The organism is Chromatiales bacterium, from assembly GCA_020445605.1.
Taxonomy (GTDB): Bacteria; Pseudomonadota; Gammaproteobacteria; order JAGRGH01; family JAGRGH01; genus JAGRGH01.
Genome location: JAGRGH010000006.1, coordinates 106,654 through 132,585 on the forward strand (window position 1 = coordinate 106,654; position 25,932 = coordinate 132,585).

Genomic DNA, 25,932 nt, shown 5'->3' on the forward strand with positions numbered 1-25,932 from the left:
GATGCGTACTGTTCACAGACCGCCGTCGGCCCAGGTTACGGCCCGCGAAGCACTGGCTGCCCGGTGAGCGAAACGGCCGGAACGAGGGTTCTGGTGCTGGGCGCGACCGGAATGCTCGGCAACGCAATCCTGAGGTTGCTCTCGCAGTCCGATCAACTGGAAGTTCATGGCTCGGCTCGCTCTGCCGGGCTGCCAGTGCGTTTCCCGCAGAAACTCGGCGGGCGTGTGATCACCGGCGTTGATGTGGAGAATCCGGATGCGCTGATGCGCCTCTTTTCCACGGTGCGGCCGGACGTTGTAATCAACTGCGTAGGCCTGGTCAAGCAACTGGCAGAAGCGAAAGATCCGCTTGCGGCGTTGCCCATCAACTCGATCCTGCCCCACCGGCTCGCGCGGTTCTGCGAACTGGCCGGCGCGCGCCTGATCCACTTCAGCACGGACTGTGTGTTCAGCGGTTCGAGGGGCATGTACCAGGAAAGCGACCCGGCGGACGCGAAGGATTTGTACGGAAGAAGCAAGTATCTGGGGGAAGTCGCCTATTCGAACTGCCTGACGCTGCGAACCTCGATCATTGGACACGAGTTGAACAGCGCCCGCAGTCTTATCGGCTGGTTCCTGTCGCAGTCCGGCCGCGTGAAGGGATTCAGCAAGGCCGTTTTCTCTGGACTGCCCACGGTGGAAGTAGCAAAGGTACTCAGGGACTTCGTGATCCCGAAGCCGGATCTGAGCGGCCTTTACCACCTGTCCGCCGAGCCGATCAGCAAGTTCGATCTTTTGAGCCTGGTTGCCGAAATCTACGCCAAGGAGATCGAAATCCAGCCGGATGATTCATTCGTGATCGATCGCTCGCTGAACTCCGAGCGATTCCGAAAGGCCACCGGATATACGCCAAGCTCATGGCGAACGATGATCGAGACCATGCGTGATTTCGGCTGATCCGCGGATCAGCCGAAATCACGCCGCAACCCGCAAATCTTCCCCGCAATTTGGTAGCCCGTGGCACAGCCGACCTGCACCACGGTCTCGTTGCCGGGGGAAGCGGCGTCGCGCCTAAATCGTGCGGTGCTGCCGCACCGCCACGACACCCAGGGCGAAGATCAACAGTGCCAGGCCGAACAAGGCGCCTGACGAGGATGCAGGCACCGCGGCACAATCATCCCCCGCGGCGGGTTCAATGCGGATGGACATGCCCCCGGAGTTGTCCCCCTCCTCACCGGGCGTTTCACCCGACAGGAACACCGCTACGTCCTGATCGTATGGCACACAGAACGTGCCGGACTGTGCGGCGTTCAGCGCCTGCTGCGGAGTCGCAAAGCTGATGGCGGAACGAAACCTCCGCTCGCCCGCGCTGGTTCGCACCGTGAAGTCGTTCAGCCAGCCGTGCGCGCAGTTTTCGCCACTGCCGTCACAGCCGGTGGGCGTGTCGCCCCACTTGGTCCACGCCTGGTAGGTTCCGTCAAACGGAGTCGCCGTATAGGCACCCCGCGTCAGTCCAATGATGATCACCGGCGCCGATACGATGTGGACCGTACCGACGAGATCAACATCGATCGCGCGGGCGCCGGTCGGAATTGCAATCAGTACGGCGAACACCACCCAGACACGTGGATGGAAAAGTTTCAGGATCGACATGCTTGCCCTTCCAGCAGTCGCATCTTTCGCGTGAACGGATTTATTGTTACCGAATCCAGCCATCGCGGCAGTTCAGAGCGTGCCGGAAATCTGAGGTGTGATCTCCGGACACTCGCCTGCGCCGCCACAATCTGCCTACTGGCGCTCGCGCCGCCCAACTGACGGCGGTCGGACCGTAACACGACCCGCTTTGAGGGATCAAATCTCGATGTCAGCGCAGGGAGCTTGGCCCGGGCTGTTGAACGAACTACCAGCTACACCGCGACCCGGGTGATTCGACCGCGGTGGAAAGCAAGGGAAACAATGGGGGCACGCGCAGCACGAATCTCGTGGCGCGCGGGAGCAGGCTAGAACGGTACGTCGTCGTCCGGGTCGTCTCCGAAGCCACCGCCTGCGGGTCCGCCGCCATAGTTGTCCGAACCACCGCCGCGCGAGCCGCCACCGGAGCGGCCGGCACCGCCGCCACCCCCGAAGCCTTCACCGCCACCGCGGCCGTCGAGCATCTGCATGTCGTTGGCGACGATCTCGGTGGTGTATTGATCCTGACCCTCCTTGTTCTGCCATTTGCGGGTCTGTATCCGTCCCTCGACATAGATCTTGGCGCCCTTCTTCAGATATTCACCAGCGATCTCGCCCAGCCGTCCGAACATCACCACGCGGTGCCATTCCGTACGCTCCTGCGATTCGCCGGTGTTCTTGTCCTTCCACTGTTCGCTGGTCGCCAGGCGCAGGTTCGCGACCGCGCCGCCGCTCGGCATGTAACGGACCTCGGGGTCCGCGCCAAGATTGCCGATCAGAATGACCTTGTTGATGCCTCTAGCCATGGCCGCCTCTGGTAACTGATTGATTATTTGAAGAAAGCACGGGGATTCTACGCGCCGCCCCGGGAGAATTCATCCGCGACCGACGAGCCCGAGACCGTCTCGGCCCGGCGCGCAGGCACCCGCATGCCGGTCGCGACCACGGCCCAGACCGCCGCCATGCCGGCCAGCATGAGAAACACGGCGTCGATGCCGTAGTGCTGGTGCAGCCAGCCACCGAACGTCCCGCCCGCGAACGCGCCGAAGAACTGCGAACTCGAATAGACCCCGAGTGCCGCGCCCTTGCGCGCGGCGGGGGCCAGACGCGAAACCAGCGAGGGCAGCGTCGCCTCGAGCAGGTTGAAGGCGGCGAAGAACGGCACCAGCACGACAACGACCGACCACAGCGCCCGCGGCCCCTGCGCCAGCAGCAGATTCGCCGCGGCCAGCACGGCGACCGCCCCGATGAACGCCAGCCGGGTCCGCTGGTGCCGTTCGGCGCTGATCAGCACCGGCACCATGACGGCGATCGCCGCGATCATCACGCCGAGATACAGCCAGGTGTGGTGGATCAGCGGAATTTGCAGACGATCGACCAGCACCAGCGGAAACACGACAAACATCGCAGTGAGCATCATGTGCAGCACGAACACGCCGAAATCCAGGCGCAGCAGCTGGGCATCCAGCAGCACATCGCGAAACCGGGTCGCCGCCGCCGGCGCCGCCGGGGCCTGTGGGCGCGGGACGAAGCCGAATAGCAGCCCGATTGCGGCAATTGCCAGACAAGCGGTGAGCAGGAAGATGCCGGGCACGCCGATCAGGGAATCCAGCGCCGGACCGAGCATCAGCGCCGCCATGAAGGCCACCCCGATGCCACCACCGATCACGGCCATGACCTTGGAGCGCTGCGACTCGCGCGACAGATCGGCCGCGAGCGCCATGATCGCCGCGGCGATCGCACCGGTGCCCTGCAGGGCGCGCCCGGCGATGACCGTCCAGATGGAGTCGCCGACCGCGGCGAGCAGGCTGCCGGCGGCAAACAGGAGCAGCCCGACGGCGATTACCGGCTTGCGCCCGAAACGGTCGGACAGCCAGCCGAACGGGATCTGCAATGCGGCCTGCGTCAGCCCGTAGGCGCCGATCGCGAGCCCAGCGAGGGCCGGACTGAAGCCGTCGAGGCCGCGCGCATAGACCGCGAACACCGGCAGGATCAGGAACAGCCCGAGCATCCGCGTCGCGAAGATCGCCGCCAGCCCGAACGCGGCACGGCGCTCGGCGGGGGCCATCGGGTCGCGGGAGTGTCTGTTTTGGGCCAAGGGTTTGGGCGGCGGGCGGTTCGCGTTTGGAAACAGCGCGGCCGGTGCACCACGCCATGCACAGGCGGGCACCTGCCGCGCCGGGCCGCGTATAGTAACAGGTTGCCCAAAGCCGGATTCCGCCCCGATGGACTCGATCCGCATCCGTGGAGCGCGCACGCACAACCTGCGCGACATTGACCTGGACCTGCCCCGCGACCGGCTGATTGTCGTGACCGGGCTGTCGGGCTCGGGCAAGTCCTCGCTCGCATTCGACACCATCTACGCCGAGGGCCAGCGCCGCTATGTGGAGTCGCTGTCGGCCTACGCGCGGCAGTTTCTGGCGCGCATGGAGCGCCCGGACGTCGACCTGATCGAAGGCCTGTCGCCGGCCATCTCCATCGAACAGAAGGCCGCCTCGCACAATCCGCGCTCGACCGTCGGCACCATCACCGAGATCCACGACTACCTGCGCCTGCTGTTCGCGCGCGTGGGCACCCCGCACTGCCCCGAACATCATCAGCCGCTGGTCGCGCAGACCGTCAGCCAGATGGTCGACACCGTGCTGTCCTGCCCCGAAGACGCGCGCATCGTCGTGCTCGCGCCGTTGGTCGCCGAGCGCAAGGGCGAACACCAGCGCGTGTTCGAGGAACTGCGCGCCCAAGGTTTCGTGCGGGTGCGGATCGACGGCGATATCCATGACCTGGACGAAGTCCCGCCGCTCGATCCGGCCCGGACGCACACGATCGAGGCCGTGGTCGATCGCCTGCGCGTACGCGCGGACCAGGGCCTGCGGCTCGCCGAGTCGTTCGAGGCGGCGTTGAAACTGGGCGCCGGCGTCGCGCGTGTTGAATCGCTCGACGACGGCGGTCGGGCGCCGCTGGTGTTCTCGGAACGCTACGCCTGCCCGCAGTGCGGCTTCGCGCTCGCGGAACTCGAACCGCGACTGTTCTCGTTCAACAGTCCCGTGGGCGCCTGTCCGCGCTGTGACGGCCTGGGCAGCGAACAGTTTTTTGATCCGGAACGCGTCGTGCGCCACCCGGAACTCAGCCTCGCCGCCGGCGCCGTGCGGGGCTGGGACAAACGCAACGCCTACTACTATCAGCTGCTGCGGGCACTCGCCGCGCATTACGGCTTCGACATCGAAACGCCCTGGAACGAACTGCCCGAGGCCGTGCGCACAGCCGTCCTGCATGGCAGCGGCGCGGAGAGCATTCGCTTCGAATACATCGGCGAACGCAATCCGCGCAGCCATCCGTTCGAGGGCGTCATCCCGAACCTGGAACGCCGTTATCGCGAGACCGAATCACAGGCCGTACGCGAAGAAATCGCGCGCTTTCAGTCCCAGCGTCCATGCCCGGAATGCAACGGCACGCGACTGAACCGCGGTGCCGGTGCCGTGCGCCTGGGTGGGCGGTCACTGCCCGCGGTCGAGGACATGACGATTGCCGAAGCACTGGAGTTCTTTGATGCGCTGAAGCTCGTCGGCCAGCGCGCTGAAATCGCCGACAAGATCCTGAGCGAGACACAGCAGCGCCTGCGCTTTCTCGTCAACGTCGGGCTGAACTACCTGACGCTGGCACGCTCGGCCGACACGCTTTCGGGCGGCGAGGCACAGCGCATCCGGCTGGCGAGCCAGATCGGCGCCGGGCTGGTCGGCGTGATGTATGTGCTCGACGAACCTTCCATCGGACTGCACCAGCGCGACAATGCACGCCTGATCGCAACACTCACGGAACTGCGGGACATCGGCAACACCGTCATCGTTGTGGAACACGACGAAGCCGCCATCCGCGCCGCGGATCACGTCGTGGACATCGGTCCCGGCGCGGGCCGCCATGGCGGACGCATCATCGCCAGCGGTCCACCCGCGGTGATCGAGGCGAACCGCGAATCGCTGACCGGCGCGTATCTCTCGGGCCGGCTGGCGATCGAGGTTCCGGCCAGGCGCAACCAGCCGGATCCGGAACGCTGGCTGCGCATCCGCGGCGCGCGCGGCAACAACCTGCAAAACGTCGATGCCGCGCTTCCGTTGGGCCTGCTGAGCTGCGTGACGGGTGTCTCCGGATCCGGCAAATCCACGCTGGTCAACGACACGCTGTATGCGGTCGCGGCACGCGATCTGAACGGCGCCTCCACGCAGCCGGCACCGCACGATGGCATCGACGGACTGGACCAGTTCGACCATGTCGTCGCAATCGACCAGTCGCCGATCGGCCGCACGCCGCGCTCGAACCCGGCGACGTATACGGGCCTGTTCGCGCCGATCCGCGAACTGTTCGCCGCCGTGCCCGAGGCACGCTCGCGCGGGTATCGCTCCGGGCGCTTCAGCTTCAACGTCAAGGGCGGGCGCTGCGAGGCCTGCCAGGGCGACGGAATGATCCGCGTGGAGATGCATTTCCTGCCCGACGTGTATGTGCGCTGCGATGTCTGCGAAGGCCGTCGCTACAACCGCGAAACCCTGCAGATTCGCTACCAGGGCCTGAACATTCACGAGGTGTTGTCGCTGACGGTCGAAGACGCCGCGCGCCGTTTCGCGCAGATACCGGTGCTCGCGCGCAAGCTTGAGACCCTGCTCGACGTCGGCCTCGGCTACGTCACGCTCGGTCAGAGCGCGACAACGCTTTCAGGCGGTGAGGCACAGCGGGTAAAACTCGCAAAGGAACTTTCGCGCCGCGACACCGGGCGCAACCTGTACATCCTCGACGAACCCACGACCGGCCTGCACTTCCATGACGTGCAGCAGCTGCTGAGCGTGCTTGCGCGTCTGCGTGATCACGGCAACACCGTCGTCGTGATCGAACACAACCTCGATGTCGTCAAGACCGCGGACTGGGTCATCGATCTTGGCCCGGAAGGCGGGGCCGGCGGCGGGCGCGTGATCGCGTCCGGCACTCCGGAGGCCATTGCCGCCGCCACTGACTCTCATACCGGTCGATACCTCGCCGAACTGCTTGAACCGGCGCCAGCCGCAAAGGTGAAACACGCATGACCAAGATCCTATTCGTCATCGTTCTGGTGGCCATCGTCGCGTTCGCGCTCTGGCATCAGAGCCGGCACCGGGACGCTCTGGCCGGCGCGGCAAGCGCGCTCGGCCTGCCATTTGAGCGCGGCGAGCAGGCGTTGCCGGCGACTGTCGCCAGCGCCGGTTTCCACCTGTTCACACAGGGCGACGCGCGCATCTCCAACCGCATGTACGGCAGACGCGACGGACACGAAATCGAGGTGTTCGAGTACGGCTATCTCGCCGCGCTGGGTCAGGAGGGGGAGCCGGGCGAACCTTCGCGCAAGGTCGACGACGCCAACATCCGCGACCGGCGACAGACCGTGATCTGGATCCGTACGCCGGGCCAGCGGCTGGCGGATTTCGACATCGCCCCGGCCGACAGTGCGATACGCTCAGTCACTGAGCGCACCGGGCTGCAACTGGTCACGCTCGACGACGCGCAGGACTTCAACGCCGCGTTCCGTGTGCATGCCCGGGATGCGGATCGCATACGCGCCCTGCTGACACCTGAACTGCGAGAGTCATTGATGCAACGTCCGCGCCGCGTGATTGAATCTCGCGGTGATGCCGTTCTGATCTTCGCGCCCGAGGTCGTCCTGGACCCCGACCGACTCAACAGCGCGATCAATGACAGCCTGTCCACCGTGTCGGGGTTTCAACGACCAGCGAACTAAGCAAGCGCAACGACAACATCAATTCGACTGTGAACGGGGCAAGACCGCCTCGGTGAGATAGCGGGCCAGCAGCGCGTGCCCTTCCACGGACAGGTGCATTGGATCATGGCTCAGGAAGTAGTCGGCCGGATTGCCGCCGGCGTTCTGAAACGCACCCGCCGCATCGTGGGCCTCGATGCCTGCAAGTCGCATCTGTTCCGTCAGAAACCGCTGCGGCAACCAGACCGCTGAATCACGCGAGCGCAGCTGCGCCTCGTAGGGCGTGATCACGATCGTCAAGGGGATGCCCTTCGACATCAGCTCGCGTTCGACACTACGCAGGTCGTCGATCACCGAAGCGAGACGTTCCTTGCCATCGAGGTAGGGTTCGAAGTCGGCCTTGAAATAGCGCCCGCTGGTGTCGGTGACCAGCGCGCGAACCAGTACGTAGAGCTTCGAGCGATCCGCAAGAAACCGGTTCGCGCGCTCGATGAATCCAATGCGCCGCAGTGTCTCAACCCAATTGTCGCCGGCGGCCGCCGGCCGCGATTCGAGCACTGGCGGTGCCTGCCCGGCATCGCGCGCAGCGAGACGGGCGTTGATCTCGACTGACGACTCCCGATGTACGTCATTGAGACAGAACACCAGAAGTACCTGATCGAATTGCGACCGGCTGAGGTCGACATGGCGAACGAAGTTCAGATAGTCGTAGGTTGAATAACCGATCACCGCGGCGTTTTCGACACCGCGCCCGAGCATCGAGCGCAACAGGGCGGCGAACGTCTCTGATTCGGCCACGCCCGGCCCGAACGCGACGGAGTCTCCGAGTACCAGCAGCGAAGGGGCCGGATATAACGCGGCGCGATAGGAACCAGAAGCATCGTCCAGCGCGGTCCGAAACCCCCGCGTGTCCGTCTGGACAGGGATCCCGAAGGCCTCGCCGCGAAAATCCTTCGCGTTACCGAAGCTGGATCCATGCACGTTGGGCACGAACAGTGCCTCGCTCGTGGCCTGGCTGGGCACTTGCGAAAAAACCCGTGCCGCAATCTCGCCCACGGCCAGAAGGACGCTGACACCAACGGTCACCGACACGAGATTCTTGAGCCAGGTCAGCAGGCGGTGCATCGGTGAGAGCGGCGGGAAAACCGGATGAAGCGGGAGGCGAAGCTGCCAAAATCCGCGGGGATTGTAACCCGTTGATCCGGGCGCACGGTGAACGAGCCAAACCACTCCGTCGCCTGACGGGCTGTTAGAGCAAGGCCGGAACGTCTCGCCGGCAAATCGAATACCCAGGTGTTTGATTTTCGCGAGCGACCGAAAACCGCACTCTTCAGTTGCGATGTTGAAAAGGCCATAGAGAGGCCTGTTTCAACCACCTGCCAAACATCCGGCCCGGTCTGTCACACAAACAAAAACGCCACGTACGCAGGACGTACGTGGCGTCGTCAAGCGGTCCGGGGACAAATCCCCGGCCACTCGGATCACGCGCGGGAACTAGCCGTCGCCGCCGCCGGCACTCTTGTCCTGGCCCACGGGCCAGATGTTTGGCATGTCTTTCAGGCATTGGGTGATGTAGGCCGCCTGGTCGGCGGCACCGCTTGCCGGCGCCCAAGCCTGACACTGACGCTGATAGTACGCGACAACGCGCGCGTCCGATTCGTCGACTGCGCCGGGGGGCGAAGCATCCCCGGCATAGGCGCCGCTCGTCACCGCGCCCAGCGCGGAAACCAACAACAAACCTGACAGTCTCTTATACATACAAGTGAAGAACTCCAATTCGAGCAGGCGCACAATTGCGCGCAGTAAATGCTCCGCTCGTGCAATACGCTCCGCAAGCAGATTCCATTTATCCCCCCGGTCCGCGGGGCGCCCGATCGAGCCGCTTTATGGAGTTCGGCAAGAACCACCTCAGCCAAAACCCGGCTATTCTCTGTCCGACGGGGCTCACACCCGGGGGTGCGTGCGGATTCATCCCCGTTTCACGCGCCCCAGGCTCAGCATTACCACCGACAATGCTGAATCTTGAACGATGCAATTTCCTTAATGATGGCCACTTAGGCTACCGTCAGGGTTCGAACATCCGTCGGCGGTAATCGCCTGCGCGCACGGTACGGGCTTTGCCGCCGGCGCAACGACAACAAGACCCGACCCGCCCCGCGGGATCGCGAAACCTGCGAGCGACGAGGAGGAACGCCGAATTGACCACCTACGCGGAGCTGTATCGGCAATCGCTGGACGACCCGGACGCGTTCTGGGGCCAGGCGGCGGATGCGATCGACTGGTCGACGCCGCCAACGCGGGTGCTGGACGCCGGCGCGCGCCCGGCCGCGCGCTGGTTCGGCGGTGGTCGGCTGAACTCCTGCCGCAACGCGCTGGACCGTCACGTCGACGCCGGCTGCGGTGATCGCGCGGCGCTGATCTACGACTCCCCGGTCACCGCCCAAAAGCGGCGCTACAGCTACGCCGAACTGCGCGATGCCGTCGCGAAAGTGGCCGGCGCCCTGCACGATCTCGGCGTGCGGCGCGGCGACCGCGTGATCCTCTACATGCCGATGATTCCCGAGGCCGTGATGGCCATGCTCGCCTGTGCGCGCATCGGCGCGATCCACTCGGTGGTATTTGGGGGCTTCGCATCGAACGAACTCGCCACACGCATCGACGACGCGAAGCCGAAACTGATCATCGCGGCATCCTGCGGTATCGAACCGGGGCGCGTGGTCGAGTACAAACCACTGCTCGACGCCGCCATCGACATGGCCCGCCACAAGCCCGACCACTGCCTTGTTTACCAGCGCGAACAGGCCAGCGCCGCGATGACACCCGGGCGCGACCGCGACTGGCTGGAGACCGTCGAAAACGCCGAACCGCAGCCCTGCGTGGAGGTCGAGGCGACCGACCCGCTGTACATCCTGTACACCTCGGGCACCACCGGTCAGCCGAAAGGCGTGGTGCGCGACAACGGCGGTCATGCCGTCGCGATGACCTGGTCGATGCGCAACATCTACGACATCGGGCCCGGCGACGTGTTCTGGGCCGCCTCCGACGTCGGCTGGGTCGTCGGCCACAGCTACATCGTCTATGCGCCGCTGCTCACCGGCGCGACAACCCTACTCTACGAGGGCAAGCCGGTCGGCACGCCGGACGCCGGTGCGTTCTGGCGGGTCATCTCCGAATACGGCGTAAAGGCGCTGTTCACGGCGCCGACCGCGTTTCGCGCCATCAAGAAGGTGGATCCGAACGGCGAGTTCATCGGCCGCCATGACCTCGCCTGCATGCAGGCGCTGTTTCTGGCCGGCGAACGCTGCGATCCGGACACCCTGTTCTGGGCGCGCGACAAACTCGGCGTGCCGGTGGTCGATCACTGGTGGCAGACCGAGACCGGCTGGGCCATCGCGGCGAATCCGCTCGGGCTCGAACCGCATGAGCTCAAGCCCGGCTCGCCGAGCATCGCGATGCCCGGCTACGACGTTCAGGTGCTCGACGAGGAGACCGGCAAACCGGTCGCCGACGGCAACATGGGCAGCATCGTGCTGAAACTGCCGATGCCGCCCGGCTGCCTGCCGACGCTGTGGAACAACGACGGGCGTTTCATCGACGCCTATCTGAAACGCTTCCCCGGGTACTACCTGACGGGAGATGCCGGCTTTCGCGACAGCGACGGCTACCTGTGGATCATGAGCCGCACCGACGACGTGATCAACGTCGCCGGCCATCGCCTTTCGACCGGGCAGATGGAAGAAGTCCTCGCCGGCCATCCGGCCGTCGCCGAATGCGCGGTGATCGGCGTGCAGGACCCGCTCAAGGGCCAGCTGCCGCTCGGACTCGTCGTGCTGCGCGCCGGGGTCGACCGGCCGGAGGCCGACGTCGTCAGGGAACTCGTCAAGCGCGTGCGCGACCAGATCGGACCGGTGGCTGCGTTCAAACTCGCAACCGTCGTCTCAAGACTGCCCAAGACACGTTCGGGAAAGATCCTGCGCGGCACCATGGCGAAGATCGCCGACGGCGAAGCATGGAAGATGCCGGCCACCATCGACGATCCGGCCATTCTCGATGAAATCACCGCGGCGCTGAAGGGCCTCGGTTACGCAACGGGGAATACATGAACCATTCCATGCCCAGTCCGGGCGCGCGACTGCGCGCGGCCCTGCGCGATGAAAGTCCCCTGCAGTGCGTCGGCGCGATCAACGCCTACCACGCACGGCTCGCCGAGGCCAGCGGATTCCGCTCCCTGTACATCTCCGGCGGCGGTGTCGCAGCCGGCTCGCGCGGCATCCCGGATCTCGGCATCACGACCATGAACGACGTGCTGGTCGATCTCGAACGCATCACCGCCGTGACCGACCTGCCGGTGCTGGTCGACATCGATACCGGCTGGGGCGGCGCGTTCAACATCGCGCGCGCGATCCGTTCGATGATCCGCTGTGGTGCGGCGGCCGTGCATATCGAGGATCAGGTTCAGCAGAAGCGCTGCGGACATCGTCCGAACAAGGTCATCGTCGCGCAGTCGGAAATGGTCGACCGCATCAAGGCCGCGGTCGACGCGAAGACCGATCCGGACTTCGTGATCATGGCCCGGACGGACGCGCTCGCCAGCGATGGGCTCGAAGCAGCGATCGAACGCGCCCGTGCCTGCGTGGAGGCCGGCGCCGACATGATCTTCCCCGAAGCCGTCACGACACTCGACGAATACCGCGCGTTCACCAACGCCGTCGGTGTTCCGGTGCTGGCGAACATCACGGAGTTCGGTTCGACGCCGTTGTTTACGGTCGAGGAACTAGCGTCGGCCGGTGTCGGCATCGCGCTGTATCCGCTGTCGGCTTTTCGCGCGGCAAATGCCGCCGCGCTGAACGTCTATCGCACGCTGCGCGCCGAGGGTACGCAGAAAGAGGTGATCCAGACCATGCAGACTCGCGCCGAGCTGTATGACTTCCTCGATTATCACGCCTATGAACAGAAGCTCGATGCGCTGTTCGCAGGCTCTGACGAAGACTGAGAGAGAAACACCATGAGCGAAACCGCCCAGATTCTTCCCAAGGCCAAGAAATCCGTGGCCCTGTCCGGAACCGCGGCCGGCAATACGGCCATCTGCACCGTCGGGCGCACCGGCAACGACCTGCACTACCGCGGCTACAGCATCGAAGACCTTGCCGCACACTGCGAGTTCGAGGAAGTCGCGCACCTGATCGTGCACGGCCGCCTGCCGACACAGGCCGAGCTGACGGCCTACAAACAGAAGCTGCGCCGTCTGCGTGGACTGCCGATGCCGGTGCGAACCGCACTCGAGGCCCTGCCGCCGTCCACGCACCCCATGGATGTCATGCGTACGGGTTGTTCAGTGCTCGGCAGCTGCATGCCGGAGTCCGAGGCGCACCCCGCCGCGGCCGCACGCGACATCATCGACCGGCTGATGGCGAGCTTCGGTTCCATGCTGCTGTACTGGTATCACTACGCCGCGAATGGCCGCCGCATCGATGTCGAGACCGACGATGACTCGATCGGCGGGCACTTCCTGCACCTGCTGCACGGCAGGCCCCCCAGCGATTCGCTCGTGCGTGCGATGCACGTCTCGCTGGTGCTGTATGCCGAACACGAATTCAACGCTTCCACCTTCACCGCGCGCGTGGTCGCCGGCACGAATTCCGATCTGTATTCCTGCATCACCGCAGCCATCGGCGCGCTGCGCGGCCCCAAGCACGGCGGCGCCAACGAAGAGGCGTTTCGCGTACAGAGTCGCTATCGCTCCGCCGACGAGGCGGAGGCCGACATCCGCGAGCGGGTCGGCCGCAAGGAAATCGTCATCGGTTTCGGCCACCCGGTCTATACCATCGGCGATCCACGCAACCCCATCATCAAGGAGATCGCGCGCGAACTCAGCACGGCACGCGGCGACACAACCATGTTCGATGTCGCGGACCGGCTGGAGGCCGTGATGTGGGAAATCAAGAAGATGTTTCCGAACGCCGACTGGTTCTCCGCGGTTTCCTATCACATGATGGGTGTGCCGACCGAGATGTTCACGCCGCTGTTCGTGATCTCGCGCACCAGCGGCTGGGGTGCGCACGTCATCGAACAGCGCGAGGACGGCAAGATCATCCGTCCGTCGGCCTACTACACGGGACCGGAAAACCTCGGGTTCGTGCCGATCGACGCACGCTGACACCGCGGACGCACGATCATCGCGCGCGAGGCCCGAACCACCCACGCTTGCTTTTGATGACTCGAAAACCCCGATCAGCCCGGGGCCTGCTCAGCTGAGCGACGATTCGCTTGCGACCTGGTCGGCGTATTCACGCGCCAGCGCAAGGCCCTGATCGACCAGCTTTCGCAGCCGCGCGATGGTCTGCGGCGCCGCACGCCGGGACTCCTCAATCTCGCGGGCGAGCGCGCTGGCATCAGGCAGACCAATGTTTCCGCAGGTTCCGCGGATCGAGTGCGCGACCTGCGAACAACCATCCGCGTCCTGTGAACCGCAGGCTGCTTCGAGCCGGGCGAACAGCCCGTCGAGTTCACCCCGGGCCTGCGCGACGACCGCGCGCACGAACCCCATATTGGCGCCGAGCGCATACATGGATTCGAGCTGCGCAGGGTCGAACATCCCCGTCTGCGTCCGGCGCGGCTCGACGGGTGCCGCCCTCGGTGCATGCAGGATCGACGGATCGACGCCGGCCGCCACGGCAACGGATTCGCACAGCAACACGCCATCGACCGGCTTGGTCATCACGCGCGCAATGCCCAGTTCGCGGGCGCGCTCGCGCAGATCGGTGGTCGCATCCGCGGTCAGCAGCACCCAACCCGGTGAATTCGCAGGATTCGTGAACTGGTAGGTCGAGAACACGTGCAGGCCATCGATGTCCGGCAGGTTGTAATCGAGCACCACGACGTCGGGCCGCATGGTTTCGAGCAGTTCCAGGGCTTCCAGCCCCGAGCGTGCTCCGATGCACTCGTGGCCAACCCGCTCGAGATGCCAGCGCGTGACCATGAGGTTCGCCTCGTTGTCCTCGATCACGAGAACCTTGAGCCGTTCCGCCGCCTGGCCGGCCTCGCCTTCGCGTACGGGCGCGACGGCGCGCAGATCCGCGCGCGTTCCGCGACAGGCATGCAGGGTGTTCCACAGTCGACCACGCTCGAACTGCGTACCCATTCGGTAACCGACGAGCCCGCTGCCCATCCATGCCGTCTCGAGCGCCTCGCCGTAAACGACGAATCCCGGACGCTCGGCCGGTTCGAGTTGCAGGAGGGTCTCGACCACGCGGCCAACTTCACCATGCGACGCGCGCCGCCCGGTGTGGAGCACGATGATGTCGTGATGAAAACCGCGCGCCGCGCTCGTGAGTACCCGCTCGCGCGCTGGCGAAACAGAGTCGAACGAATCGACACGCACGCCCCAGTTCGCCAGCGCCTCGCGAATGCCCGCGGTGTCGCCACCGAGATCGATCAGCACCACGGCCACTCCGGTGAGACCGGCATCGCCGCCTTCCGCGGACTCTAGCCGCTGCAGGGGCAGATCGAACCAGAACGTCGAACCCCGGCCAGGCGTCGAGCGCACAACAATGCGCCCGCCAAGCAGTTCGACCAGGTCCTTTGCAATCGTGGTGCCCAACCCGGTACCGCCATAACGACGCGTGGTCGAGGCGTCGGCCTGGGCAAACGGCGCGAAGATGCGCCCGGATTCCTCAGGCGTCATCCCAATGCCGGTGTCCGTGATCTCAAACCGCACCAGGCTTTCGCCCGCAACGCGCCGGACTTCACGTACATGACCGGTCACGGCGCCGTGATCGGTGAACTTGATCGCGTTGTTGACTAGATTCGTGACGATCTGCCGCAGCATCAGCGGGTCCGAACGCACCTGCCACGGCGCGCCCGCATCGATGTCCAGCGTGAACTCGAGTGCCTTGCCGTGCGCGAGCGGCTCGAACATGCGCCAGATCGAGCGCATCAGCGCGTGCAGGTTGAACTCGGCCGGATCCGGCGTGGTGCGGCCGGCTTCGATCTTGGAGATGTCCAGCACGTCATTGAGCAGCGCGAGCAACACGCGCGAGGCGTCGTGGGCGCTCTGGGCCACTTCGCGCTCGGCCTGCGGCAGTCGGCCGACCCGAAGCATGTCCGTAAGCCCGATGATTCCGTTCAGCGGGGTGCGGATCTCGTGACTCATGTTCGCGAGAAACCGGCTTTTCGCCTGGTTGGCATCCTCGGCCTGCTTGCGTGCCGCATCCAGACGCCGCAGCAAAACCCCCTGGTAGAGCGGAATCAGCGCCAGCCCGACCCACAACCCGATCGACAGCGGCAGAATGCCCTGCCAGGTCGGACTCGCGGCAATCACCGCCCCGAAGCCAACCAGCGACAGCATCATGCTGTAGTTGAGCAGCGACCGCCCGAAGCGCGCGCCCATGCCCACGATGACCCACAGGTAGATCAGATAAAACGGCCAGCCGAGTTCGCCGGCCAACGCCAGCGCCACACTGAGGCTCACGATATCCAGGGTTGCACAGACGTAGCGGCGCGCAATGACGATGCGCGGTTCGACCAGCACCCAGGCGATCAACCCCAGCGCCACCAGCACATAGCCCGCCGCCATGAGCCGCGGAATGTGCAGGCCCTCGCCGCCCGGGTTGTAGATCAGAACCGCGATCGCAACGACGATCGAGATCGCCAGCCGGATCAGGGCCTGTTCGAACTCTCCGCCCGGCAGATCACGGGCGGATTTCAGACGCCCCGCGAACCCGAGCACGCGGTGCACGATCTCAGCCATGTGCAACCTTGGCCTGGCGGTTGGTTTCTTCGTCGCGCGCCGACAACTTCAGGGAGGCGGGCAGCGGCGCATCATGAATGTCAAAGCGCGCGCGGCGCAGTGCAAGGTAGTCGTCGCGACGATCGATTTCGACCGGACCGATGCCGCCGGACATCGGGTGCAGATGCTGCTTTGCGGACAGTCGCGCGAGCGCGGCGATATTTCGTTCCTCGGGCGTGGCCAGCCGGCCGCTGCGCCAGAGAAACTCATAGTGCGAGACGTAGGCGTCGTACATCTGCGTTTCGAGTTCCCGCGTGCTCATGTTCGGATGATGCCATGTCGGACAGCCCCCGTCGAAGCGGTCCATGTTGGTCTCCCAGATCAGTCCGTCGCGGCGGAACTCCTCATACTGTTCGGTGCCCGGGATCGGCGTAAGGATGTAGAACGAAACGACCTTTGGCGCCAGCCCGCGCAGCGCCTCCAGGTGTTCGGCGATCGACGCCGGCGTATCCTGCGGAAAACCGATGATGTTCGAGTAATGCGCGCGGATTCCGGCGGCCGCGCACTGCTCGATGATCGAGCGATAGGTCTCCGGGTGGTTGTGATATTTGTGCGCGGCCTTGAGCGTCGCGCGCGAAAACGACTCCACACCGACGAACATCTCAAAGCAACCCGCCCGACCAAGCAGTTCAATGAACTCCGGCTGGCGCGCGACCACGGTGTCGCACTGGCAGAAAAATCGCAGGCCCAGGTCCTCCTCGATCATGGCCTCGAGAAGAGCCGGCGCACTCGGCGCCTTGTTGAAGTTGTCGGACACGAACATGACCGTCTCGACGCCGCCCGCACGCGCGCGACGCAGGCTCTCGATCGTCGCATCCACGGACTGTTCGCGCACCGCACGACCTGCGATCTGGATCACCGCGCAAAACTTGCACTGGTAGGGGCAGCCGCGCATCGGCACCAGGCCCACCATCGGCGAGAAGTAGCGTTTCAGGTCATCGCGGGACGGCGGCGTGATCGGCGTCGGCGGCAATTCGGTCGCCCAGCGCTGGCCCTCGCCATAGACGGCCTTGAGTCCATGACCAGCGGCGGCATCGGCGAGGATTTCCGGCCACACGCGTTCGGCTTCGGCCAGCGCGAAGCTCACCCCCCGGCCCTGCAAGGCCGAGGTGTCGCAGGTCATCGGGTGCGGGCCGCCGATCACGACGTTGCGCACGCCGCGATCCAGCGCCAGGGCGGCAAGATCGAGTGCACGATGAAACTGGTGCGACTGCACCCCGACCATCGCCACGAGCGTGTCGCGCCCCGCAAGCCAGTCCAGGTAGTCGAGATCGCAGTGCACGTACTCATCGACCATGCGCGTTTCGACCGGCCGGTCCGCGAACCGCGCCGGAGTGAGAGCGGCCAGGTGGGTCAGGGTCGCATTGGGCATGAAGCCGGTACGGAAGCGTTCCACGCTACCGCTGCGGGTGTACTTGCTCGGCTTGATCAACACTACGCGCACGGCAGTCCTCCCGCTACGCCCCCGCTTTTCAGTCTAACACCGCCGCGGAGATTTGCCGCCTCTTAACAGGTTGTTGAAAAAGGTCCATCGATGGCCTTTTCAACATTGCAACCGAAAAGCGCGGTTTTCGGCTGCTCTCGAAAATCAAACACTTGTGTGTTCGATTTTCGGGCGAGACGTCCCTGTCTCGCGCCAACAGACCGTTGAAACGAGAATTTCAACAGCCTGCCAAACCCGACGACACTGGTCCGTCTATGCACCCCTTGCGGCCATCGGGCAAACTGCGGTTTCCTGGCTCGCGCAATGGTGATAACGTCCGGACCGACTCGGTCGAATGATGAACGGCACGGGGAAGTGCCGCCACAACGACGGCGGCAAGCCGTTGAAAATGAAAGAAAGCGAAAAACCACGCTGTTTCGTTTTCGCTGCGCTGGCAATCCTTCGATGGATTGATCAGAGCTTCCTTGGTTTTTTAAGGGAATTCAGAACCGTATGCCGTACGCGTCGCCCACAAACTCCGGCCCATGCACGGGCTCTTCAGGACCTCGACCATGACAGTAGCCATTACCGGGGTCGGGGTCGTGTCGTCACTGGGGATTGGCTTCCCGGCGTTTTCGGCGGCACTCGCACAAGGCCGCAGTTCGATCTCGCACTATGACGATCCGGTCAACGGCCGCAGCCGGCTCGCCGCGCGCATCGGCGACTGGGCGCCGGTACCCCCGCCCCCCGGCACCGGTCTCGGCAACGAGATTGATCCGGCCTGTCAGTACGCGCTGATCGCCGCGCGCGAGGCCGCGACCCGCGCGCGAGCACTCGAACGCCACGCCGACCGCGACCGGATCGGCGTCGTCGTCGGCTGTGCGGTGCCGGGCAAGATCGTCGACGACGCGGCCTATGCGAAGTTCTACGCGAATCCGACGCGACGTGTGCACCCGCTTTCGATCCCGCGAATCATGCCAAATGCAGCACCTTCGCTGATTGCGGCCGATCTGGAACTCGGTGGCACCGCCTATACGGTTTCAAGCGCCTGCACCTCTTCGCTGCACGCGCTGATGCTCGGCGCGACGCTCATCGAAACTGGCCTTGTCGACGCCGCGATCGTCGGCGGAACCGAGGCGCCATTTGCGCCCGGACTCATGGCGGGCTGGGACTCGATCGGCGTGCTGTCGAAGACCAGCTGCCGGCCGTTCGCCCCTGACCGCGACGGCACCGTGCTCGGCGAAGGTGCCGCGATGTTCGTATTGGAGTCTGCGCACCGCATCGGGCACGGCGCGATCGCGACAATCGCCGGCTACGGTGCAACGACCGGCCGCGGCGAAGTCGTCACCCCGGATACCGCGGCAGAAACCAGGGCCATGCGACAGGCGCTGCACGCGGCCGGGTGGTCAGGCGAGGATGTCGACTACATCGAATCCCACGGCACCGGCACCTGGGCCAACGACACCTCGGAGGCCGATGCCATTCATGCAACACTGGGCTCCGGCGCCGCAGTTTGGGTACCGGTCGGCGTACTGAAATCACGCATCGGTCACACGCTGGGCGCCGCCGGGGCATTTGCCTTGGCCGCCAGCCTGGCGCTCGCCCGCTCGCCACAATGGAGCGGCCCGGAGTATGAATTCGATCCGGCGTTGCGCCTGTCACCAGCCGGCGGCCAGACCATCCGCCCGATCGACCGCAGCCTGGTCAATGCCTTCGGCTTCGGCGGTGCGAATCTAACGCTGGCCATCCGCCATGGAAGCGGCGGCAACTGAACGCACCCATGCTCACATTCAATGACGCACGGTAGATCATCGATGGAAATGCCAGAGAATCTTTTCAAGCGGGCTCTAAGGGCTGGCAAGGTTCAGTACGGACTCTGGCTGGGGCTCGGCGAGACGTTCAGTGCGGAGATCTGCGCCGGCGCCGGATTCGACTGGCTCCTGATCGATTCGGAACACGGGCCGAACGACCTGCGCAGCATTTTCGCCCAGCTCCAGGCGATTGCCCCGTACCGGTCGCAGCCGGTCGTCCGGCCGCCGCATGGTGACTCGGTGCTCATCAAGCAGCTGCTTGAAACGGGTGTGCAGACACTGCTCGTGCCGATGGTCGAAACAGCCGAATATGCAGCCAACCTGGTACGAGCGATGCGATACCCCCCCGACGGCATTCGCGGCGTCGGCAGCGCGCTGGCACGCGCTTCGCGCTGGGGACGTGTCCCGGATTACATGGAGCGGTCGAACGACGAGATGTGTCTGCTGATCCAGATCGAAACCAAGACAGGCGTCGAAAACATCCACGAAATCCTCGGTGTCGACGGTATCGATGGTGTGTTCTTTGGGGCGGTCGACCTCGCAGCATCCTACGGCCTGCTTGGCGAATCGACTCACCCGCGGGTTGTCGACACCATTGTGGAAGGCATCAGGACCGTGTGCGCCCGTGGGCTCTCCGCAGGCGTGCTGTGCAGCGACCCGGATCTGAACCGGCGCTACATCGAAGCGGGCGCCAACTTCGTCGCCGTTGGCGTCGACGCACTGCTGCTGGCGGCGGCCACCAGCGAGCTTTGCGGAAGGTATAAAAAGACCGAAGTCGACCTGTCGAACACCTATTGATTTCGTGCGCACGGCGCATACCGACGACGCGCCCCGCGTTCTGGATATGCGCGTAGCCGCGTAGCATAATTTTCGGCTGGCACAGCCGATTTTCCCACCCCTCGGAAATGCATTCGGGCGCACCCCCAAAGAAAGCCACTCGCCTGTCGAGGATTCGTCCCTTCTACGTCATGGAGGTGCTGGAGAAGGCGTTCCGGATGGTGACGAGTGGCGCGGATGTCATCCACCTGCAGATGGGTGAGCCGGACTTCAGCACCCCGGACCCCATCACCCGCGCCGGCATACGCGCGCTCGAGGAACGGCGCACGCGCTACACGCAGGCGCTGGGCATCCCCGAGCTGCGCGAGAAAATCGCGCTTTCCTATCCCGAGACCTGCCGACCACCCGTCGACCGCATCGCGGTGACACCCGGCTCGTCGGCCGGACTGCAGATGGTCTTCGCATGCCTGGTTGATCCGGGCGACGAAGTACTGCTTGCAGACCCGAACTACCCGTGTAATTTCAATTTCATCAAACTCTACGGCGGCAACCCGCGTGCATTGCCCGCGGATGCGTCAACCGGCTACCAGCTGACGGCCGAGATGATTCGTCACGCCTGGACGCCGCAGACACGCGCGGTGCTGATTGGATCGCCGTCCAATCCGACCGGTTCGGTCGTATCCCGGGAACAGATGGGCGCCATCGCCCGAACCGTGCGAGCGCTCGGTGGACATCTGATCGTCGACGAGATCTATCACGGCCTCGTCTATGACGCGGATCTTCGAAGTGCGTTGCACGATGGCGACGACATCTTCGTCGTCAACAGCTTCTCGAAGTTCTACGGGATGACCGGCTGGCGGCTGGGCTGGATGGTGGTGCCGGATGCATTCATCGACGAAATCACCCGCCTGACACAGAACCTGTTCATCTCCGCCAGCACGCCCGCGCAGTTTGCCGCGCTGCACGCGTTTGATGGCGAAACCCTGGACGAACTGGAACGCCGCAGGGCCCTGTTTCAGACCCGCCGCGACTTCTTCGTGCCCGCACTGCGCGAACTCGGATTCAGCGTCCCGCTGATGCCCCAAGGCGCGTTCTATGTCTATGCCGACAGCAGCCGGTTCAGTGACGACAGCGACGCACTGGCCATGGACATGCTCGAAAAGGCCCTGGTCGGCAGCGCCCCGGGCAAGGACTTCGGCGCATATCGCCACCGGGAACATCTTCGTTTCAGCTACGCGAACTCCCTGGAAAACATTGAACGCGCCGTGGATCGGATGGCGGGCTACCTGAAACAACGGTAGGTGCATGAACCGGGACAGGCTCAGACTGCTGATCATCGGTGCCGGCGGTATCGGGGCGTATTACGCGGCCCGCCTGGTCGACGCCGGCCACCCCGCCACATTGCTCGCCCGCGGCGCGCATCTCGCGGCAATGCAACGAGGTGGCCTGCGGGTCGAACATCCCGATTTCGGATTCAGCGGTGCGGTCGATGCCCTCGATGCAGACGAACTGCTCACCTCGCGCGACGCCGCGGATTTTGATCTCGTTCTGCTGACGACCAAGGCCAACAGCACGGTCGACCTGATGCGGCAGCTGGGGGACTGGATCATGTCCGGCCCGGGGCTGAGCGTGATGTCCTTGCAGAACGGGATCGATAACGAACCGGCCATCGCGGGCCGGCTCGGCCTGCCCCGCACGCTGGGCGGTCTCGCCGTGCGCATCGGCGGTCATGTCACGGAACCCGGACATGTAATCGCGACAGGGCCGGCGCAGGTGGTCTGTGGCGCCTGGCCGAACCACCATGCGAATTACGGTGTACCGACTGAACGGATTCCGGCCGGCGAACTACTGGAGACCGGCGAGCGGGTCCGTTTCACGATCCCGACCGGACACGTGATCGAACTCTATGCACGGAAGACGGCCACCGGCGGCACCTTGCCCGCAGTCAATCCCGAGGCATGGTCTCCCGAGGCGGAGCACGGCATCGCGCCGATCCGCATGGACCACATCCTGCTCTATGGCCCGGATATCGACGGAGCGCACGCCATCTTCCGTGACGTACTCGGCTTCTATCTGGTCGAGCACATCGTCCAGGACGACGAATCAGATCTGGCGATCTGGTTGTCCTGCTCGATCAAGGCGCACGACATTGCGTTCGTTAAACACGACGAGCCCGGCAAGCTGCATCACATCGCGTTCGTGCTGGAAACCTGGGAAAAGGTGCTGCGCGCGGCTGACCTGATGTCCATGCATCGCGTACCCATCGACATCGGCCCGACCCGCCACGGCGTGACACGTGGCACCACGATCTATGCGTTCGATCCGTCGGGCAACCGCTTCGAGACCTACTGCGGTGGCTACCAGCCCTACCCGGACTGGCAACCAACGAAATGGACAATGGAGGAAATCGGCGCGGGCATCTTCTATCACAACCGCCAGCTGAACGAAGCGTTCCTCACCGTCCTGACGTAGGAAAATTTCGGCTTGGGGATATGCGCGACGCAGTGGGCGTTTCCTGGCGGTCAGGGCACAGATCGAGCACGACGGCCCCGTCAGGGCCTGCCGACCGAGCTGTACAACCAGAGCGGCATCAATGAACCGAAGGGGCAGAACTGGCTGCCAATCAACCGGCCCCCGTCATTCTGCTCGATGCTCCAGTTCCGCCTCCAGTCGCTTCTGGATCTGCTTTGGGGAGCCGGTCTTGCGTGCGAACAGCTCATAGGACGTCGGCACGACGAACAACGTAAACAGGGTCGCCGCCAGCACACCGTAGAGCACCACCGTGCCGATGACCGCACGGGTTTCGGCGCCAGCCCCTTCTGAGATCAGCAGCGGCAACGACCCTGCCGCTGTCGTGATGCCGGTCATGACGATCGGTCTGAAACGCACGCGAGTGGCTTCTATCAGTGCATCGTGCAACTGTTCCCCCTGATCGCGCAGCTGGTTGGCGAACTCCACGATCAGAATGCCGTTTTTCGCGGCAAGCCCGACCAGCATGATCAGACCGATCTGGCTGTAGACGTTCAGGGTCTGGTCTGTCAGGTGCAACCCCAGCAGTGCACCTGCCATTGCCAGCGGCACCGTCAGCATGATGACGAGCGGATGTATCCAGCTTTCGAACTGCGCGGCCAGCACCAGGTACACCACCAACACTCCCATGACCAGCACAAACACGATCGACTGCGCGCTGGTTTTGAAGTCACGCGACTGACCCTTGTAGTCGACGATGACCTTCCCGGGCAGATTTTCCGCAACCAGGTTGTCCAGATACTCCAGCGCCTTGCCGAGCGATACGTCATCTTCCAGATTCGCTTCCAGTGTGATACTGCGAACCCGGTTGAACCGATTGAGCTTGATGGAGTCCGCCACTTCCTCGAGGGTCACCAGACTCGCCAGTGGAATGAGCTTGCCGCTGCCCTGTGACCGAACGTACAGGTTGCTGAGATCAGTCGTAGTGCGCTGATCGGAGGCCTCGCCCTCCAGTATGACGTCATACTCCTCACCTTCTTCGATGTATGTGGTCACCCGACGCGAGCCAAGCATGGTCTCCAGCGTGCGACCGATCTCACCAACCGTCACACCAAGGTCCGCCGCGCGGTCATAGTCGATCAACACCTGCAACTGCGGTTTGGTTTCCTTGTAATCCCAGTCCAGACCGACCAGCCCGGGGTTCGACGCGTTGATCCTGTCCAGCAGGATATCGCGCCATTGCACCAGTTCGTCGTAGGTGCCGCCCCCGATCACGTATTGCACCGGCTTCTGTATACGTGCGCCGAACCCCTGACGCATGACGGGGAACGCGCGCACGCCGGACAAGCCGCTCAGCCGCTTGCGCACGTCATCCATGATCGCCCAGGCCGAGCGCCGGTCGCGCCAGTCGCTCAGCACATTGATGACGATTCCGCTGTTGAAAATCTCAAAGTTGCTGAATGTTCTCGGCGCGCGAACCAGCAGCCGCGAGACCTCGCCCGCCTCTACCAGGGGCATCATGCGTCTTTCGATTTCATCCATGTAATCCTTCATGTAATCGTATGTCGCCCCTTCCGGCCCGTTGACCAGCACAAAGAATGCGCCACGATCCTCCTTCGGGGCATATTCGCTGGGAATCTGTTCGATCAGCCAATACGTCGCGTACAGCATGCCGACAAACACCAGGCCAACCACCCACTTGGCCCGCAACGCCACCTTCAGAACGGCGAGGTAACCATTGCGCAGCTTGCCGAACACCACGTCCACACCATGCGCCAGACTGGCCTTGCCCGCATCCTCGGGCATGATCTGTGAAGCCAGCATGGGCGACAGAGACAATGCCACGAAGCTAGAGAACGCCACCGCTGCCGCCATGGTCAGCGCAAATTCGGAAAACAGTCGGCCGACATCGCCCTGCAGGAATGCTATCGGTACAAACACCGCAACGAGTACAACGGTCGTTGCGATGACGGCGAAGGCGACCTGTCGAGAACCGCGATAGGCGGCGACGAGCCGGCTCTCGCCGTACTGATCCATTCGTCGGTGGATGTTCTCCAGAACCACGATCGCATCATCCACCACCAGACCGATCGCCAGCACCAATGCCAGCAGGGTCAGAATGTTGATCGAAAAGCCCAGCATCCACAGCACCAGGGAAGTCGCAATCAATGACACCGGCACGGTCACGGCCGGCACGATGGTCGCGCGAAAACTGCCCAGGAACACAAAGATCACCAGCACCACAAGCCCGATGGCGATCGACAAGGTTTTGTAGACCTCCTCGATCGCCCCCTTCACAAACACCGAGGTGTCATAGCTCTGCTTTATGGTCATCCCTTCAGGCAGAACGGGATTGATCCTGGCCATTTCCGCCTTGGCCGCATCGGCGACGTCAATGGTGTTTGCGGTGGACTGCTTGATGATGCCGATGCCGACCATCGGCACGCCATTTCCGCGGAAAAACGTGCGCGATTCATCGGAACCTTTCTCAACCCTGGCCACATCCCCCAGCCTGACGAGGTATCCATTCTCACCACGGACGAGCACGAGTCTGGCGAAATCCTCGGCGTGTTTGAACAGCCGGGAAACCCGCACCGTGAACTGGCGGTCGACCGAGTCCAGACTGCCTGCGGGCAGTTCGAGATTCTCTTCCCGAAGGGCCTTTTCCACATCCGCCACCGAAAGATTTCTGGCTGCCAGGGCCTTGCGATCCAGCCAGATCCGCATGGCAAAGGTCTGGCCGCCACCGACCCTGACACGCGCTACACCATCCAGCACGGAGAAGCGGTCGACCAGATAACGCCTCGCATAGTCGGACAACTCCGGCACGGTCATGCGATCGCTGACCAGGTTCAGCCACATGATCACATCGTCATTGCTGTCGACTTTCTGGATTTCCGGCGGGTCCGCTTCATCCGGCAGATCCGCCAGCACGGTGGACACCCGGTCCCGAACATCATTCGCGGCGCCGTCAAGGTCACGCGACACATCGAATTCAATGGTGATGGCGGATCGTCCATCCTCGCTGGTCGATTCCATGAAACGAATGCCCTCGACTCCCGCAAGGCGGTCCTCGATCACTTGCGTGATTCGGCTCTCGATAACGTTCGCCGCCGCGCCGGGGTAGATCGTTTCGACCGAAACCACGGGTGGATCGATGTCCGGATACTCGCGCAGTGGCAGCCGATCGAACGCCACCAGACCAAACGCTATGAGGAGGAGCGACATGACCGATGCGAACACCGGTCGGGTGATCGAAACATCGGAGAGGACCATG

At 64.1% G+C, this 25,932-nt stretch carries 18 protein-coding genes; 10 read left to right on the top strand and 8 right to left on the bottom strand.

Annotation, left to right across the window (positions count from 1 at the left end):
- The first annotated feature begins 111 nt into the window (after positions 1–111).
- On the top strand, positions 112–936 hold the full coding sequence (locus KDG50_01400) for an SDR family oxidoreductase (GenBank protein MCB1864059.1): 825 nt from the start codon (positions 112–114) through the stop codon (positions 934–936).
- A gap of 114 nt (positions 937–1,050) precedes the next feature.
- Here the strand turns inward: KDG50_01400 and KDG50_01405 are convergent, their stop codons facing one another.
- The 3 genes from KDG50_01405 to KDG50_01415 form a co-directional block, all read right to left on the bottom strand.
- The gene (locus tag KDG50_01405) at positions 1,051–1,632 is read right to left on the bottom strand and encodes a hypothetical protein (protein ID MCB1864060.1); all 582 of its coding nucleotides are present in this window, start codon (positions 1,630–1,632) and stop codon (positions 1,051–1,053) included.
- 347 nt (positions 1,633–1,979) lie between these two features.
- Complete coding sequence (gene ssb, locus KDG50_01410) at positions 1,980–2,456, bottom strand: single-stranded DNA-binding protein (GenBank protein ID MCB1864061.1); 477 nt, start codon at positions 2,454–2,456, stop codon at positions 1,980–1,982.
- Between the two features lie 47 nt (positions 2,457–2,503).
- Positions 2,504–3,718, bottom strand: a complete 1,215-nt coding sequence (locus tag KDG50_01415) for an MFS transporter (GenBank protein ID MCB1864062.1) — start codon at positions 3,716–3,718, stop codon at positions 2,504–2,506.
- A 157-nt stretch (positions 3,719–3,875) separates the two neighbouring features.
- On the opposite strand from KDG50_01415, the gene uvrA reads away from it, so the two are divergent.
- Both uvrA and KDG50_01425 read left to right on the top strand, forming a co-directional pair.
- Positions 3,876–6,719: an excinuclease ABC subunit UvrA gene (uvrA, locus tag KDG50_01420; protein MCB1864063.1), complete on the top strand. Its 2,844-nt coding sequence runs from the start codon at positions 3,876–3,878 to the stop codon at positions 6,717–6,719.
- A complete protein-coding gene (locus KDG50_01425; protein ID MCB1864064.1) occupies positions 6,716–7,408 on the top strand; it encodes a hypothetical protein in 693 nt (230 codons plus the stop codon). Before uvrA ends, KDG50_01425 begins: the two co-directional genes overlap by 4 nt.
- 18 nt (positions 7,409–7,426) lie before the next feature.
- Here KDG50_01425 and KDG50_01430 read toward each other — a convergent pair whose 3' ends face one another.
- Together KDG50_01430 and KDG50_01435 are read right to left on the bottom strand one after the other, a co-directional pair.
- Positions 7,427–8,512: an SGNH/GDSL hydrolase family protein gene (locus KDG50_01430; protein MCB1864065.1), complete on the bottom strand. Its 1,086-nt coding sequence runs from the start codon at positions 8,510–8,512 to the stop codon at positions 7,427–7,429.
- 369 nt (positions 8,513–8,881) lie between these two features.
- Positions 8,882–9,178 carry a hypothetical protein gene (locus KDG50_01435; protein ID MCB1864066.1) on the bottom strand — a complete coding sequence of 99 codons (297 nt, stop codon included), beginning with the start codon at positions 9,176–9,178 and terminating at the stop codon, positions 8,882–8,884.
- A 407-nt stretch (positions 9,179–9,585) separates the two neighbouring features.
- Between KDG50_01435 and KDG50_01440 the strand changes: the two genes are divergently transcribed.
- Genes KDG50_01440 through prpC form a run of 3 tightly spaced genes read left to right on the top strand, consistent with a single transcriptional unit; the run spans position 9,586 to position 13,544 of the window.
- Positions 9,586–11,490 (top strand): propionyl-CoA synthetase, encoded by a 1,905-nt coding sequence (locus KDG50_01440; protein MCB1864067.1) that lies wholly within the window; start codon positions 9,586–9,588, stop codon positions 11,488–11,490.
- Positions 11,487–12,380: a methylisocitrate lyase gene (gene prpB / locus KDG50_01445; GenBank protein MCB1864068.1), complete on the top strand. Its 894-nt coding sequence runs from the start codon at positions 11,487–11,489 to the stop codon at positions 12,378–12,380. Before KDG50_01440 ends, prpB begins: the two co-directional genes overlap by 4 nt.
- Before the next feature lie 12 nt (positions 12,381–12,392).
- Positions 12,393–13,544, top strand: a complete 1,152-nt coding sequence (prpC, locus tag KDG50_01450) for a 2-methylcitrate synthase (protein ID MCB1864069.1) — start codon at positions 12,393–12,395, stop codon at positions 13,542–13,544.
- A 90-nt stretch (positions 13,545–13,634) separates the two neighbouring features.
- Here prpC and KDG50_01455 read toward each other — a convergent pair whose 3' ends face one another.
- The gene (locus KDG50_01455) at positions 13,635–16,136 is read right to left on the bottom strand and encodes a response regulator (protein MCB1864070.1); all 2,502 of its coding nucleotides are present in this window, start codon (positions 16,134–16,136) and stop codon (positions 13,635–13,637) included.
- Entirely contained in the window at positions 16,129–17,619 is a 1,491-nt protein-coding gene (locus tag KDG50_01460; protein MCB1864071.1) for a radical SAM protein, read from the bottom strand. Before KDG50_01460 ends, KDG50_01455 begins: the two co-directional genes overlap by 8 nt.
- A 551-nt stretch (positions 17,620–18,170) precedes the next feature.
- On the opposite strand from KDG50_01460, the gene KDG50_01465 reads away from it, so the two are divergent.
- The 4 genes from KDG50_01465 to KDG50_01480 all read left to right on the top strand — a co-directional run bounded on the left by KDG50_01465 (position 18,171) and on the right by KDG50_01480 (position 22,658).
- Entirely contained in the window at positions 18,171–19,370 is a 1,200-nt protein-coding gene (locus KDG50_01465) for a hypothetical protein (protein ID MCB1864072.1), read from the top strand.
- Positions 19,371–19,412: 42 nt separating this feature from the next.
- Complete coding sequence (locus KDG50_01470) at positions 19,413–20,207, top strand: hypothetical protein (protein ID MCB1864073.1); 795 nt, start codon at positions 19,413–19,415, stop codon at positions 20,205–20,207.
- Between the two features lie 107 nt (positions 20,208–20,314).
- Complete coding sequence (locus KDG50_01475; GenBank protein MCB1864074.1) at positions 20,315–21,487, top strand: aminotransferase class I/II-fold pyridoxal phosphate-dependent enzyme; 1,173 nt, start codon at positions 20,315–20,317, stop codon at positions 21,485–21,487.
- 4 nt (positions 21,488–21,491) lie between these two features.
- Positions 21,492–22,658, top strand: coding sequence for a VOC family protein (locus tag KDG50_01480; GenBank protein MCB1864075.1), 1,167 nt, complete (start codon positions 21,492–21,494; stop codon positions 22,656–22,658).
- Between the two features lie 165 nt (positions 22,659–22,823).
- On the opposite strand, the gene KDG50_01485 is transcribed toward KDG50_01480, so the two are convergent.
- A complete protein-coding gene (locus KDG50_01485) occupies positions 22,824–25,931 on the bottom strand; it encodes an efflux RND transporter permease subunit (GenBank protein MCB1864076.1) in 3,108 nt (1,035 codons plus the stop codon).
- Position 25,932: the final 1 nt, after the last annotated feature.

Coding starts and splice junctions, on each gene's coding strand:
- KDG50_01415 (MCB1864062.1), bottom strand. CDS start 3,718: ATGGCCCCCGCCGAGCGCCGTGCCGCGTTCGGGCTGGCGGCGATCTTC.
- KDG50_01475 (MCB1864074.1), top strand. CDS start 20,315: ATGCATTCGGGCGCACCCCCAAAGAAAGCCACTCGCCTGTCGAGGATT.
- KDG50_01400 (MCB1864059.1), top strand. CDS start 112: ATGCTCGGCAACGCAATCCTGAGGTTGCTCTCGCAGTCCGATCAACTG.
- KDG50_01430 (MCB1864065.1), bottom strand. CDS start 8,512: ATGCACCGCCTGCTGACCTGGCTCAAGAATCTCGTGTCGGTGACCGTT.
- prpB (MCB1864068.1), top strand. CDS start 11,487: ATGAACCATTCCATGCCCAGTCCGGGCGCGCGACTGCGCGCGGCCCTG.
- KDG50_01425 (MCB1864064.1), top strand. CDS start 6,716: ATGACCAAGATCCTATTCGTCATCGTTCTGGTGGCCATCGTCGCGTTC.
- KDG50_01455 (MCB1864070.1), bottom strand. CDS start 16,136: ATGGCTGAGATCGTGCACCGCGTGCTCGGGTTCGCGGGGCGTCTGAAA.
- uvrA (MCB1864063.1), top strand. CDS start 3,876: ATGGACTCGATCCGCATCCGTGGAGCGCGCACGCACAACCTGCGCGAC.
- KDG50_01465 (MCB1864072.1), top strand. CDS start 18,171: ATGACAGTAGCCATTACCGGGGTCGGGGTCGTGTCGTCACTGGGGATT.
- KDG50_01470 (MCB1864073.1), top strand. CDS start 19,413: ATGGAAATGCCAGAGAATCTTTTCAAGCGGGCTCTAAGGGCTGGCAAG.
- KDG50_01480 (MCB1864075.1), top strand. CDS start 21,492: ATGAACCGGGACAGGCTCAGACTGCTGATCATCGGTGCCGGCGGTATC.
- KDG50_01405 (MCB1864060.1), bottom strand. CDS start 1,632: ATGTCGATCCTGAAACTTTTCCATCCACGTGTCTGGGTGGTGTTCGCC.
- KDG50_01485 (MCB1864076.1), bottom strand. CDS start 25,931: ATGGTCCTCTCCGATGTTTCGATCACCCGACCGGTGTTCGCATCGGTC.
- ssb (MCB1864061.1), bottom strand. CDS start 2,456: ATGGCTAGAGGCATCAACAAGGTCATTCTGATCGGCAATCTTGGCGCG.
- prpC (MCB1864069.1), top strand. CDS start 12,393: ATGAGCGAAACCGCCCAGATTCTTCCCAAGGCCAAGAAATCCGTGGCC.